Origin of the sequence: Pseudomonas putida, from assembly GCF_003228315.1 — a bacterium.
Taxonomy (GTDB): domain Bacteria; phylum Pseudomonadota; class Gammaproteobacteria; order Pseudomonadales; family Pseudomonadaceae; genus Aquipseudomonas; species Aquipseudomonas putida_S.
In genome coordinates this window covers 6,135,393-6,149,245 of the sequence record NZ_CP029693.1, presented here as the reverse complement: position 1 = coordinate 6,149,245, position 13,853 = coordinate 6,135,393, and the positions used below count along the sequence as shown (strand labels likewise).

At 60.4% G+C, this 13,853-nt stretch carries 11 protein-coding genes; 5 read left to right on the top strand and 6 right to left on the bottom strand.

Annotated features, from left to right (window positions below):
* Positions 1-89 precede the first annotated feature (89 nt).
* Positions 90-1,553 (bottom strand): glyceraldehyde-3-phosphate dehydrogenase, encoded by a 1,464-nt coding sequence (locus tag DKY63_RS28705; protein WP_110967214.1) that lies wholly within the window; start codon positions 1,551-1,553, stop codon positions 90-92.
* A gap of 362 nt (positions 1,554-1,915) precedes the next feature.
* Here DKY63_RS28705 and mfd point away from each other — a divergent pair, with 362 nt between their 5' ends.
* From mfd to DKY63_RS28690, 3 genes are read left to right on the top strand one after another with little or no spacing between them, the layout of a single operon-like run.
* Positions 1,916-5,365: a transcription-repair coupling factor gene (gene mfd / locus DKY63_RS28700; RefSeq protein ID WP_110967213.1), complete on the top strand. Its 3,450-nt coding sequence runs from the start codon at positions 1,916-1,918 to the stop codon at positions 5,363-5,365.
* A 10-nt stretch (positions 5,366-5,375) separates the two neighbouring features.
* Positions 5,376-5,942, top strand: coding sequence for a CsiV family protein (locus DKY63_RS28695; RefSeq protein WP_110967212.1), 567 nt, complete (start codon positions 5,376-5,378; stop codon positions 5,940-5,942).
* Between the two features lie 10 nt (positions 5,943-5,952).
* Entirely contained in the window at positions 5,953-8,646 is a 2,694-nt protein-coding gene (locus tag DKY63_RS28690) for a DEAD/DEAH box helicase (RefSeq protein ID WP_110967211.1), read from the top strand.
* A gap of 142 nt (positions 8,647-8,788) precedes the next feature.
* On the opposite strand, the gene DKY63_RS28685 is transcribed toward DKY63_RS28690, so the two are convergent.
* The 3 genes from DKY63_RS28685 to DKY63_RS28675 all read right to left on the bottom strand — a co-directional run bounded on the left by DKY63_RS28685 (position 8,789) and on the right by DKY63_RS28675 (position 11,413).
* A complete protein-coding gene (locus DKY63_RS28685; protein WP_110967210.1) occupies positions 8,789-9,526 on the bottom strand; it encodes an S-methyl-5'-thioinosine phosphorylase in 738 nt (245 codons plus the stop codon).
* A gap of 12 nt (positions 9,527-9,538) precedes the next feature.
* Complete coding sequence (nagZ, locus tag DKY63_RS28680) at positions 9,539-10,537, bottom strand: beta-N-acetylhexosaminidase (RefSeq protein WP_204354376.1); 999 nt, start codon at positions 10,535-10,537, stop codon at positions 9,539-9,541.
* Between the two features lie 168 nt (positions 10,538-10,705).
* Complete coding sequence (locus DKY63_RS28675; protein ID WP_110967208.1) at positions 10,706-11,413, bottom strand: TetR/AcrR family transcriptional regulator; 708 nt, start codon at positions 11,411-11,413, stop codon at positions 10,706-10,708.
* Positions 11,414-11,642: 229 nt separating this feature from the next.
* Between DKY63_RS28675 and lexA the strand changes: the two genes are divergently transcribed.
* Positions 11,643-12,251 carry a transcriptional repressor LexA gene (gene lexA, locus DKY63_RS28670; protein ID WP_056857020.1) on the top strand — a complete coding sequence of 203 codons (609 nt, stop codon included), beginning with the start codon at positions 11,643-11,645 and terminating at the stop codon, positions 12,249-12,251.
* Positions 12,252-12,261: 10 nt separating this feature from the next.
* Positions 12,262-12,738, top strand: a complete 477-nt coding sequence (sulA, locus tag DKY63_RS28665) for an SOS-induced cell division inhibitor SulA (protein ID WP_110967207.1) — start codon at positions 12,262-12,264, stop codon at positions 12,736-12,738.
* An 83-nt stretch (positions 12,739-12,821) separates the two neighbouring features.
* Here sulA and DKY63_RS28660 read toward each other — a convergent pair whose 3' ends face one another.
* Together DKY63_RS28660 and DKY63_RS28655 are read right to left on the bottom strand one after the other, a co-directional pair.
* On the bottom strand, positions 12,822-13,055 hold the full coding sequence (locus DKY63_RS28660; RefSeq protein WP_047538925.1) for a hypothetical protein: 234 nt from the start codon (positions 13,053-13,055) through the stop codon (positions 12,822-12,824).
* A gap of 155 nt (positions 13,056-13,210) precedes the next feature.
* Positions 13,211-13,735 carry a DUF6586 family protein gene (locus DKY63_RS28655; protein ID WP_110967206.1) on the bottom strand — a complete coding sequence of 175 codons (525 nt, stop codon included), beginning with the start codon at positions 13,733-13,735 and terminating at the stop codon, positions 13,211-13,213.
* Positions 13,736-13,853 lie beyond the last annotated feature (118 nt).

Below are 13,853 nucleotides of genomic sequence, written 5' to 3'. Positions count from 1 at the left end.
GCTCGCTCCCACAATGGATTTCCAAGCAATAGACAGCGCAAACAAAAACGCCCCGAACAGGTCGGGGCGTTTTCATCAGCGGCTAAGGCTTAGCGCGGGAATGCAGGCGGGTTTACACCGGCCATATCTTCCATCACGCGAACCACCTGGCAGCTGTACCCGAATTCGTTGTCGTACCAGACGTACAGAACGACGCGGTTATCCTGGGTGATGGTTGCTTCAGCATCCACGACACCTGCGTGGCGCGAGCCAACGAAGTCGGTGGAAACCACTTCCTGGGAGCTGACGTAGTCGATCTGCTTGTGCAGATCCGAGTGCATGGCCATCTGGCGCAGGTACTCGTTGATTTCGTCGCGGGTGGTGGCCTTTTCCAGGTTCAGGTTCAGGATGGCCATCGACACGTTCGGCGTAGGTACGCGAATCGCGTTGCCGGTCAGCTTGCCCTTGAGCACTGGCAGCGCCTTGGCGGCTGCGGTGGCGGCACCGGTCTCGGTGATTACCATGTTCAACGGCGCGGCGCGGCCACGACGGCTGCCCTTGTGGAAGTTGTCGATCAGGTTCTGGTCGTTGGTGAACGAGTGAACGGTTTCGACGTGGCCGTTGACGATGCCGTACTGGTCGTTGACGGCCTTGAGCACCGGCACGATGGCGTTGGTGGTGCAGGACGCCGCCGAGATGATCTTGTCGTCAGCGGTGATGTCGCCGTGGTTGATGCCGTGAACGATGTTTTTCAGCGCGCCCTTGCCAGGTGCGGTGAGGATCACGCGGGCAGCGCCCGGGCAGGCCAGGTGCTGGCCCAGGCCGTCGGCATCACGCCATACACCGGTGTTGTCGACGATCAGAGCGTTTTCGATGCCGTACTGGGTGTAGTCGACTTCGCTTGGGCTCTTGGCGTAGATCACCTGGATCAGGTTGCCGTTGGCGGTGATGGTGTTGCTGGCTTCATCGATGGTGATGGTGCCATCGAACGGACCATGAACCGAGTCACGACGCAGCAGGCTGGCACGCTTGACCAGGTCGTTCTCGGCGCCCTTGCGGACAACGATGGCGCGCAGACGCAGGCCGTCGCCACCACCGGTTTTCTCGATCAGGATGCGCGCCAGCAGACGGCCGATACGACCGAAGCCGTACAGGACAACGTCGGTGCCTTTACGGGCGGAAGCGTTCTGCTGGCCTACCACGTCGGCCATTTCTTCACGCACGAACTGCTCGGCGCTGCGGCCGTTGCCTTCTTGCTTGAACTTGTTGGCCAGCTTGCCCAGGTCGACCGAAGCGGCGCCCAGTTTCAGCTCGCTCATGGCCTTGAGCAGTGGGAATGTCTCGTGTACGGAGAGTTCGGTTTCGTCGGTCTGGCGATGACGGGCAAAGCGGTGGGCTTTGAGGATCGAAATCACCGAGCGGTTGATCAGGCTGCGGCCATAGATCGAGCTCACCACGTTGTTATTGCGGTAGAGCTGACCGATAAGCGGAATCATCGCTTCTGCGAGTGCTTCACGGTCGATCCATTCACCAAGACACTGGTCGGGCTTCTGAGTCACGGGAACCTTCCACATGTAGGGGCAGAAAAAAGGGGCTACATTATGCCGCCGAGTGCAACGCGTAGCAATGCGCGCTTGTCGCACAGCCCGTAACATTTTTCCGTTCAAAAAAATCGCGCCGCCCTGAAGCCCAATAAAACCGGGGCTTCCAGCATCGTCAATTTTTTGGGAAGAGTGCAGCCTTATCCGTAACCATCCGTAACACTCGTTGTTTTTGCCACTACATAATCAGCTTTTTTCAGCAAAAAACCGGCCGATTTTGTCTTTACCACTACATTTCGCTCCAGCCGCGTAATAGACACATCTGCAACTGACAGCCGGCATCCGAGACCGCTACAATTACCGACTTTGTCGCAACGCTTGGAGCTCAACCTTCCGTGCCCGTTCTGCGTCTACCGCATCTCCCTGCCGCGGCAGGTAAACAGCACTGGGGCAACCTCCCTGGTGCGTCCCTGAGCCTGGCTATCGCCGAGGCTGCCAGCGCTGCCAAGCGCTTTACCCTGCTGCTGACCGCCGACAGCCAAAGTGCCGAACGGCTGGAACAGGAGCTGAGTTTCTTCGCCCCGGATTTGCCTGTCCTGCATTTCCCCGACTGGGAAACCCTGCCCTACGATCTGTTCTCGCCGCACCAGGACATCATTTCCCAGCGAATCTCCGCGCTGTATCGATTGCCGGAACTGAGCCACGGCGTACTGGTGGTACCGATCACCACCGCCCTGCACCGCCTGGCGCCGACCAAATTCCTGCTCGGCAGCAGCCTGGTGCTGGATGTCGGCCAGAAGCTCGACGTCGAACAGATGCGCACCCGGCTCGAAGCCACCGGTTATCGCTATGTCGATACCGTGTACGAGCACGGCGAATTCACCGTGCGCGGCTCGCTGATCGATCTGTTCCCGATGGGCAGCAAGCTGCCTTATCGCATCGACCTGTTCGACGACGAAATCGAAACCCTGCGCACCTTCGATCCGGAGAACCAGCGTTCCATCGACAAGGTTGATTCGGTGAAACTGCTGCCGGCCAAGGAATTCCCGCTGGAGAAAGAAGCCGTCACCCGCTTCAAGGCGCGCTTTCGCGAGCGCTTCGATGTCGACTTCCGTCGCTGCCCGATCTTCCAGGACCTGAACAGCGGGATTACCCCGGCAGGTATCGAGTACTACCTGCCACTGTTCTTCGAGGAAACCTCGACCCTGTTCGACTATCTGCCTCAGGACACCCAGGTGTTCTCGCTGCCGGGTATCGAGCAGGCGGCGGAAAACTTCTGGAACGATGTGCGCAATCGCTACGAAGAACGCCGCGTCGATCCATCCCGCCCTTTATTGCCGCCCGCTGAGTTGTTCCTGCCGGTAGAAGATTGCTTCGCCCGCCTCAAGAGCTGGCCGCGGGTGGTGGCCAGCCAACAGGACGTGGAGACCGGCGCCGGGCGCGAACGCTTCCCCGCGCGGGAACTGCCAAACCTGGCCATCGAAGCCAAGGCCACCCAGCCGTTGGCGGCATTGTCGCAGTTCCTCGATCAATTCCCCGGGCGCGTGCTGTTCACCGCCGAATCCGCGGGCCGGCGCGAAGTGCTGCTGGAATTGCTCGAACGCCTGAAACTGCGACCGAAGACCGTCGACAGCTGGCCGGACTTCGTCAGCGGCAAGGATCGTCTGGCGATCACCATTGCGCCTTTGGATGAAGGCTTGCTGCTGGACGACCCGGCCCTTGCGCTGGTTGCCGAAAGCCCGCTGTTCGGCCAGCGCGTGATGCAACGCCGTCGCCGCGAAAAACGCGCCGATGCCAACAACGATGCCGTGATCAAAAACCTCACCGAGCTGCGCGAAGGCGCACCGGTGGTGCATATCGATCACGGCGTCGGTCGCTACCTGGGCCTGGCCACATTGGAAATCGACAATCAGGCCGCCGAATTTCTCGCTCTGGAGTACGCCGAGGGCGCCAAGCTCTACGTGCCGGTGGCCAACCTGCACCTGATCGCGCGCTACACCGGCAGCGACGACGCCCTGGCGCCGCTGCATCGCCTGGGCTCCGAGACCTGGCAGAAAGCCAAGCGCAAGGCTGCGGAGCAGGTGCGCGACGTGGCTGCCGAATTGCTCGACATCTATGCACGCCGTGCAGCCCGCGAAGGTTATGCCTTCAGCGACCCGAAAGCCGATTACGCCACTTTCAGTGCAGGCTTCCCGTTCGAAGAAACGCCCGACCAGCAAACCGCCATCGAGGCGGTGCGCGAAGACATGCTCGCGCCGAAACCGATGGATCGTCTGGTCTGTGGCGACGTTGGCTTCGGCAAGACCGAGGTGGCGATGCGCGCGGCGTTCATTGCCGTGCACGGCGGCCGGCAGGTGGCGATTCTGGTGCCCACCACCCTGCTCGCCCAGCAGCACTACAACAGTTTCCGCGACCGCTTCGCCGACTGGCCGGTGACCGTGGAAGTGATGAGCCGCTTCAAGTCGGCCAAGGAAGTGAACACCGCGGTGGCCGACCTGGCTGAAGGCAAGATCGATATCGTCATCGGCACCCACAAGCTGCTGCAGGACGATGTGAAAATCAAAAACCTGGGCCTGGTGATCATCGACGAAGAACACCGCTTTGGCGTACGCCAGAAAGAACAGCTCAAGGCCCTGCGCAGTGAAGTCGACATCCTCACCCTGACTGCCACGCCGATTCCGCGCACGCTGAACATGGCGGTATCGGGCATGCGCGACCTGTCGATCATTGCCACGCCGCCAGCCCGACGCCTGTCCGTGCGCACCTTCGTCATGGAGCAGAACAAGAGCACGATCAAGGAAGCCCTGCTGCGTGAGTTGCTGCGTGGCGGCCAGGTCTACTACCTGCACAACGACGTGAAGACCATCGAGAAGTGCGCCGCCGACCTCGCCGAACTGGTGCCGGAGGCACGGATCGGCATCGGCCACGGGCAGATGCGCGAGCGCGAACTCGAACAGGTGATGAGCGACTTCTACCACAAGCGCTTCAACGTGCTGATCGCCTCGACCATCATCGAGACCGGCATCGACGTGCCGAGCGCCAACACCATCATCATCGAGCGCGCCGACAAGTTCGGCCTGGCACAGCTGCACCAGCTGCGCGGTCGGGTCGGACGCAGCCACCACCAGGCCTACGCGTACCTGCTGACACCACCGCGCCAGCAAATCACCCCGGATGCGGAGAAGCGTCTGGAAGCGATCGCCAACACCCAGGACCTCGGCGCCGGCTTCGTGCTCGCCACCAACGACCTGGAAATCCGTGGCGCCGGCGAACTGCTCGGCGATGGCCAGAGCGGGCAAATCCAGGCGGTCGGTTTCACGCTGTACATGGAAATGCTCGAACGCGCCGTGAAGTCGATCCGCAAGGGCGAGCAACCGAATCTCGACCAGCCACTGGGCGGTGGTCCGGAAGTCAACTTGCGCGTACCGGCATTGATTCCCGAAGACTATCTGCCGGATGTTCACGCGCGCCTGATCCTCTACAAGCGCATCGCCTCGGCCACCGATGAGGAAGGCCTCAAGGATCTGCAAGTGGAGATGATCGACCGTTTCGGCCTGCTGCCGGAGCCGACCAAGAACCTGATGCGTATCACTGCCCTGAAATTGCAGGCCGAAGTGCTGGGCATCAAGAAAGTCGATGGTGGCCCGCAAGGCGGTCGTGTCGAGTTCGCCGCGCAAACGCCGGTCGACCCGCTGACCCTGATCAAACTGATCCAGAGCCAGCCAAAACGCTACAAATTCGAAGGCGCCACGATGTTCAAGTTCATGGTGCCGATGGAGCGCGCGGAAGAGCGCTTTAATACTGTAGAGGCGCTGTTCGAGCGCCTCATCCCGAAAACTGCTTGAAGGACGCCGCATGCGCCTGTTTCGCTCACTGACCTTACTGATGGCATTGGCCGCTCCTTCGGCATTCGCCGATGATCTGTATCAGATTGAAATGATTCTGGTGCGGCAGAACGCCGTGCCGGCCATCGTCAGCCGTGCCGCGCCCGAGGACTGGGACGCCGGCGCCAAGCGACTCAACCCCGACAGCCTGCGCACCCCGAGCCTCAACGGCGAGGTGAAAAAACTCACCGCCAGCAATGAATACACAGTGTTGCTGCACAAGGCCTGGCAACAGAACCTTGGCGAGGAAGCCAGCAAGGTGGCGATCAGCGACGGAAAGGAACAATTCGGCCAATTCCCGATCGAGGGCACGCTGAACATGAAGCTGGGGCGCTTTACCGACGTCGAGGCCGACTTCTGGGTCAACCAGATCAACCCGGATGGCCTGGTCACCGCCAGCGAGCGCCTGAAGACCGACAGCCACACCAAAAACGGGCAGCTGAACTTCCTCGACGCCGGCCATCTCGGCCTGCTGATCAAGATCACCTCGCTCACTGCCCCTGCGCCTCGGCCAGCCCCCGAAGAAATTCCGGACTGATCGAGTCCATATGTCCACGACCCTGAGCAAACCCCTGGCACCTTCCTGGGTCAGTCGATTCAAGGAACAGAGCCTGGAACGTGGCCGGCGTTACGCGCTGGAAAATCGCGTCAGGATCGTCGAAGCCGGCGACGCCACCATTGTCGCCGCGTGTGAAGGCTCTGGCGGTAACGTTTACCGTCAGACCATTCGCTTGCGAGAGTCGGCCAAAGGCACTTTGCTGATGATCGATGCCACCTGCTCCTGCCCCGTCCACAGCAACTGCAAACATTGCGCGGCGGTATTGCTGCAAGTGCAGGAAACCCTCAACTACCCGGCCGCCGCCAAAGATGCCGAGCTGCTTGAAAAGCTTCAGGCCGTCCTGGAAAACCGCAGCCCGAAGGCGCCGCCGCAAGTGTTGGTGGACAACGTGCAACCGGTGCCGCGCCTGTGGCTGGCGAGCGTGGAATTCAGCGCCTTCGAACCGCGCAATGGCAAGATGCAGCGTTACATCCAGCACCGTGCGGCGCTGTCCTTCAGCTATCTGGATGAATATGTCAGCGGGCAGAAAAACACTGACATCCTGATTCGTCAGGAGACACAAACGCTACGAATTAAACGCCATCCGGACGTGGAACAGTCCTACAGGGAACAGTTACGCATCCTCGGTTTCAGGATCGCCACCCGGCAAAGCAAGGCCTTGCCGGAAAGTGCCGGCGAACTGTACCAAATGGTCAACGACAGCGCCTGGCTGACCTTCACCCTCAACGAATTGCCGAAACTAAGCACCCAGGGTTGGGAGCTGCAGATCAACGAGGACTTCGGTTTCGACCTGACGGCGGTGGACGACTGGTACGCGACGGTCGAACAGACACCTGAACGCGACTGGTTCGATCTGGAACTGGGCATCATCGTCAACGGCGAGCGCCTGAGCCTGCTGCCGATCCTGCTGAATTTGATGCGCTCGCACACCGAAATCCTCAATCCCGAGCGCCTGGCCCGACGTCGCGACGACGAGTTGATTCTGGTGAACATCCCCAATCGCCCGAACTCCGAGCACGGCCCCCTGCAAGTCGCCCTGCCCTTCGGCCGTTTGAAGCCGGTGTTGGCGACACTCGGTGAGTTCTATCTGCAAGAACCCGGCGAAACCACACTGCGCCTGAGCCGGGCTGACGCCACGCGACTGAACTCACTGGAAGACCTGCCACTGCTCTGGGAAGGCGGCGAGCAGATCCGCACCTTTGCCCAGCGCCTGCGCGACATCAAGGACTACACCGCCACTGTGCCGGAGGGTTTGAACGCAACGCTACGCCCTTATCAGCTGGAAGGCCTGAGCTGGATGCAGTCGTTGCGCCAGCTGGAGGTCGGCGGCATTCTCGCGGACGACATGGGCCTGGGCAAAACCCTGCAAACCCTGGCGCACGTGCTCAGCGAGAAAAACGCCGGGCGCCTCGACCGCCCGTGCATGGTGGTGATGCCCACCAGCCTGATCCCCAACTGGCTCGACGAAGCCGCGCATTTCACGCCGCAACTCAAGGTGGTGGCGCTCTACGGTGCCAGCCGCAAAAAGCATTTCGAGAACCTGGCCGATTACGACCTGATTCTGACCACCTACGCCCTTCTACCCAAGGACGTCGAACGCCTGGCGGCGCAGCCGTTGCACGTCCTGGTGCTGGATGAAGCGCAATACATCAAGAATCCGAACAGCAAGGCCGCGCAGGCCGCCCGCGAGCTGAATGCGCGCCAGCGTCTGTGCCTTAGTGGCACACCGCTGGAAAACCACCTGGGTGAACTCTGGTCGCTGTTTCACTTCCTGCTGCCGGGCTGGCTCGGTGATGTGAAAAGCTTCAATCGCGACTACCGCGTACCAATTGAAAAGCGCACCAGCGAAGTAAGACTTCAGCACCTCAACGGTCGGATCAAACCCTTCCTGCTGCGTCGGACCAAGGAGCAGGTCGCTACCGAATTGCCGCCGAAAACCGAAATCATTCACTGGGTCGAGCTCAACGAAGCCCAGCGCGATGTGTACGAAACCATGCGCCTGGCGATGGACAAGAAAGTCCGCGACGAAATCACCCGCAAGGGCGTGGCCCGCAGCCAGATCATCATCCTTGAGGCACTACTGAAACTGCGTCAGGTGTGCTGCGATTTGCGTCTGGTCAACGATGCTGCCCTGCCCGCTCGCGGCAGCACGTCGGGCAAGCTCGATAGCCTGATGGAAATGCTTGAAGAGTTGTTTGAAGAAGGCCGTCGAATTCTGCTGTTCTCGCAGTTCACCTCAATGCTGTCATTGATTGAAGACGAGCTGAACAAACGGGGCGTGGCCTATGCCTTGTTGACCGGGCAGACCCGTGACCGACGTACGCCGGTGAAGGACTTCCAGAGCGGCAAACGTCAGATCTTTCTGATCAGCCTGAAGGCCGGTGGTGTTGGCCTGAACCTGACGGAAGCAGACACCGTGATCCATTACGACCCGTGGTGGAACCCGGCGACCGAGCATCAGGCGACCGACCGCGCCTATCGCATCGGCCAGGAAAAGCCGGTGTTCGTCTACAAGCTGATCGCCCGCGGTACGGTGGAAGAGAAGATTCAGCTGCTGCAAAAAGAAAAATCCGACCTGGCGGCCGGCGTACTGGATGGGCGTCAAGCCGGGGATTGGAAACTGCAGAGCGATGATATCGAGGCGCTGTTTGCGCCGTTGCCGGATAAGCTCGACAAACGCTGAGTACTACAGCGCCAGTTAGATCTTCATCGCGGGCAAGCCTTGCTCCTACAGGTTTCGTGTCGATCATTGCATGGGTGATCGACACGAAACCTGTAGGAGCAAGGCTTGCCCGCGATAGGGTCAACTCGGTACCAAGCCGGACTCAGCCCTTGAGCACCCGAGCCAAGGTCGACTTAACCTTGCCCATCCCGTCATGTAACGCCTGCTCGATCTCGGCCATGGTGATCACCGCCGTCGACTTGCCCGCCGCCGGGTTCACCACCAGCGCCAGGCAGGCGTAATCCAGTTCCAGCTCACGGGCCAGTGCCGCTTCCGGCATTCCGGTCATGCCGACGATGTCACAGCCATCGCGCTCCAGCCTGGCGATTTCGGCAACGGTTTCCAGTCGAGGCCCCTGCGTGCAGGCGTACACCCCATGAGTGCTGCAACCAACGCCCTCTGCCGCCAGTGCCGCGATCAGTTGCTGGCGCAACGGCTCGCTGTACGGATAGCTGAAATCGATATGCGTGACCTGTTCCAGGTCATCGGCAAAGTAGGTGTGCTGGCGACCACTGGTGTAGTCGATCAGTTGATGCGGCACGCAGAAATGCCCGGTACCCATCGCGGAATGAATCCCGCCCACGGCATTCACCGCCAGAATCGCCTCGGCGCCCGCCTGCTTCAGCGCCCACAGGTTGGCGCGGTAGTTCACCTGATGCGGCGGGAAACGGTGCGGATGACCGTGACGGGCAAGGAACAGTACTTCCTTGCCAGCGTACTCGCCGATCTGCACTTCGGCGGAAGGCGCGCCGTAAGGTGTGTCGACCGCCAGGGACTGACGAATGCTCAAGCCCTCGAGTTGAGTAAGACCAGTACCACCGATAATCGCGTAAACCGTCATGACAACCCGTCCTTAATCAATCAATTGAGCTTCTTTGAGCGCGCCGACGGCAGCCAGCCAGCGCGGATCCTGACGGTAGTCGGTGCACGCATGGGACTGACCGCGCATCCGCGCAATGCGCGCCGACGGCTTCACTTTCAGGCGCTGTGCGGCACTCAGCGCCAGCTCGGCGGCGGCGCGATCGTTGCACACCAGGCCCATGTCGCAACCGGCCGTCAGCGCAGCCTCGATGCGGCTGGCAGCATCGCCCACCACATGAGCGCCGGCCATGGACAGGTCGTCGCTGAAAATCACCCCGTCAAATTGCAGCTCGCCGCGCAGGATGTCCTGCAACCAGCGACGGGAGAAGCCCGCGGGCTGCGCATCGACCTGTGGATAGATGACGTGGGCCGGCATCACCGCGGCCAGTTGCTTGCTCAGTCTGGCGAATGGCACCAGATCCTTGGCACGGATCTCGTCGAGACTGCGCTCGTCATTCGGGATCGCCACGTGGGAATCCGCCTCGGCCCAGCCGTGGCCCGGAAAATGTTTGCCGGTAGCGGCCATGCCGGCACTGTTCATGCCGCGAATGAAGGCACCGGCCAGCAGTGCGGCACGTTCTGGATCGCCTTCGAACGAACGTGTACCGACCACCGCGCTGCGCTGGTGATCGAGGTCGAGCACCGGGGCGAAACTCAGGTCCAGGCCGACGGCCAGAACTTCGGTGGCCATGATCCAGCCACACTGCTCGGCCAGATATTCGGCATTCACATTGTCGGCAATGGCGCGCATGGCTGGCAGACGCACAAAACCCTGACGCAGGCGCTGGACCCGCCCGCCCTCCTGATCCACCGCCAACAGCAGATCGGGGCGAATGGCGCGAATCGCCGCGCTCAGCTCGCGGACCTGGCGCGGATGTTCGATGTTGCGGGCAAAAATAATCAGACCGCCCACTTCGGGCTGACGCAACAATTGGCGATCTTCGGCCGTCAGCCAGGTACCGGCGACGTCCACCATCAACGAGCCTTGCAGGCCAGCAGTCATAGAGATTCCTTGATAACGATGAATCCGCCTCGCACGAATTCGCCACCGTGGGCAATGCCCGGCAGGTCAGCGATATCAGTGGGAAGCGGATTCAGAACGAGAGTCGGCATGGGCGGCTAGCTTAACGGATGTCAGCTGCCGCGCCCACCCGTGCGGTCAAACCTTGGCGGCGACCGGTGTCGATTTGCTGCGCGGACGCAATTGCGCGGACGCCATGGCCGCGTCAGTGACACCGGACTCGGCACGCATGCCGGCGGCGAGAAACGGCACCATCAGGCGCATGACCTGCTCGATGGAGGTGTTCACGCCGAAATCGGTTTCGGCGATCGCGCGCAATGCCTTGATGCCGGACATGCTGAATGCCGCAGCACCCAGCATGAAGTGCACGCGCCAGAACAGTTCGATGGGCGGAATACGTGGCGCGGCTTCGTTGACCAGCATCATGTAGCGGCGGAACACCTTGCCGTACATGTCTTCCAGGTATCGACGCAAATGCCCCTGGCTCTGACTGAAGGCCAGGCCGAGCAGACGCATGAAGATGGAGAGATCGTTACCGCTGCGAGGTTGTACCACGAGGGCCTGTTCGACCAGGATTTCCAGCAGTTCTTCGAGGGTTGGCTTGATTTCAGGCTTGGCCTGGCGCCGCTCCAGCTCTTTGTCGAGGCTGATGCAGAACGGCCCGAGAAAACGCGAAAAGACTGCTTGAATCAGCGCCTTTTTCGATCCGAAGTGATAATTCACCGCTGCCAGATTGACACCGGCCTTGCTGGTGATCAGACGCAATGAGGTTTCGGCGAAACCTTTTTCCGCGAACAACTGCTCTGCAGCATCAAGAATGCGTTCAACGGTTTCCGACTGGGCCATGGCTACTCCGCCTGACAAACACTTGTTTGAAACATACGTTTCAAGCTATGTCTTGTCAAGTCTGGCAGTTCGTTTTGGGAATGGTCGGTCAGACATTTAACCATACAACCGCAAAGCTTCCATCAGCGGGCTTGTCGACCGTCCGGCGGCCTGCAAAAAAACGGGCATTGCCAAGAGCGCTTCACTGTATATAATCCCAGTCACTGTATAAAAAAACAGAGCGATCAATATGCTAAAGCTGACGCCACGCCAAGCCGAGATCCTGGCTTTCATCAAACGTTGCCTGGAAGACAATGGCTACCCTCCGACCCGCGCGGAAATCGCTCAGGAACTGGGGTTCAAATCGCCTAACGCGGCAGAAGAACACCTCAAGGCACTGGCCCGCAAGGGCGCAATCGAAATGACCCCGGGCGCGTCACGTGGCATCCGCATTCCTGGCTTCGAAGCCAAGGCCGACGATTCCACCCTGCCCATCATCGGACGCGTAGCCGCCGGTGCACCGATCCTTGCCCAGCAGCACGTCGAAGAGTCCTGCAACATCAATCCTGCCTTCTTCCATCCACGCGCCGACTACCTGCTGCGAGTGCACGGCATGAGCATGAAGGACGTGGGCATTTTCGACGGCGATCTGCTGGCAGTCCATACCACCCGCGAGGCCCGTAACGGGCAGATCGTGGTGGCGCGCATTGGCGACGAAGTGACCGTCAAGCGCTTCAAGCGTGACGGCAGCAAGGTCTGGCTGATTGCCGAGAATCCGGAATTCGCCCCAATCGAAGTGAACCTTAAAGATCAGGAACTGGTGATCGAAGGCTTGAGCGTCGGCGTCATTCGCCGCTAAAGGAGGCTTTATGCAGTTCCCGCACACATCACAGCAAGCCCAACTGCCATTGCTGTTCGAGGCATTCCTGGCGCAACCACTGGCGCCGATCCTGAACGAAGTGGTCGAGTCGCCCTGGAGCGCCGAACCCGAGGTTTTCAGTGAGTTGTCTCTACGAGGTGCAGCCGGGAACTGCCTGAATCTTCTGGCACCGATCCTCAGGGAACTGAGCCAGGACCAGGATGCGCGCTGGTTGACGTTGATCGCACCACCCGCCAGCGTGACCCAGGCCTGGCTGAGGGACGCCGGCCTCAATCGCGAGCGAATTCTTCTACTGCAACCGCGCGGCACCCAAAGTGCCCAGCAGTTAACCTGCGAGGCTCTTCGCCTTGGCCGCAGCCACACGGTCGTCAGCTGGCTCAACCCCCTGAGCACAGCCTCGCGCCAACAGCTGATCAGCGCCGCCCGGACCGGGGACGCACAAAGCCTGAATATTCGTCTGGGTTAACGTTGCGCCTGGAGCGGCGCAGGGCTTCTCCTGGGGCAGAGAAGCCAATCTGTGACGATGTCGGTAAAAACCGACAGGCGGGATCAATGAAGGACCCGAGGCCCCTCTTCCTTGTCCAGCTCACCTTCAACCAGTCGCCCGGCCATCTGAACACCAACGCTCAGCATCGCCTTGGCAACCTCGACGTGCTGGCCTTGCAGGAACGCCTTGGCATCCTCGGAGAAATCCAAAGTAACCAGAGAACCCTCGTCCTCGGCCCTGCGCAGCTCGATTCGGCCGTCTGGTAACTCGACAATTTCTAAAAAGGACGTTGGCATAAAGGTGTGTTCTCCAAGAAAGGCGGGGATTATATAGCCATCAAGCAGGCTTCGCTCGGGATCTTGACCAACTGCCATCACGAAGAGAAATATCCGACAACTCCCCTCACTGAAATGGCGATCTTTGGCTACTGCCCGTCAAAGACCCCCAACCTTCAGCACTCGTTCAAGCCTTCTCGAAAACGGATTGCGAGGCTCTTGAGGTTCTGACGCCAACTCTCCAGCTCTTCCCGGCTCAATTCCTCGGGCGCCTCTTCTTCATCCAGATTGACAGCCAGAATCAAAGGCTGTGTCACGTCCCCCTTGGGCTTATGTGGAGCTCGTGGCGGCTGGAACAGCGCGTTGTGAGCCGCCAGCAGCTTGGCCAGCCAGGTTTCGGGGTTGTTGGCCAGCTCGACCATCTCGGCCATTTCCGGAATGGCGATGCTTTCCAGCACCTCGCGAGTCAGCAGCGACTCCGCCCGGATAGCATTGGCCTGCGGCAAACGATAGAACCCGGCGATTTCATGGCACAGCCCCAGCAAGGCGCCGTACAGATGGAACAACGCCGATTCGCGGCCCGCCTGGATCAACGCCAGGGAATTCATCGCCCGCGCCTCTTCAGCCTTGGCTAGCGCCTCCAGGGAAAGGCCGGCGAAATAGATCTTCTGGTTGGTACGGGTATAGAGTTCGTGGGCCATGACGGCAGCCTCCACAACGAAATAATGCTTCATGCAGGTCGAACAGTGTCGTGGATCAACCAAGTCCACCGCAAGCGCAAAAAAAGGCCGCATGGTTGCATGCGGCCTTTTCTATACA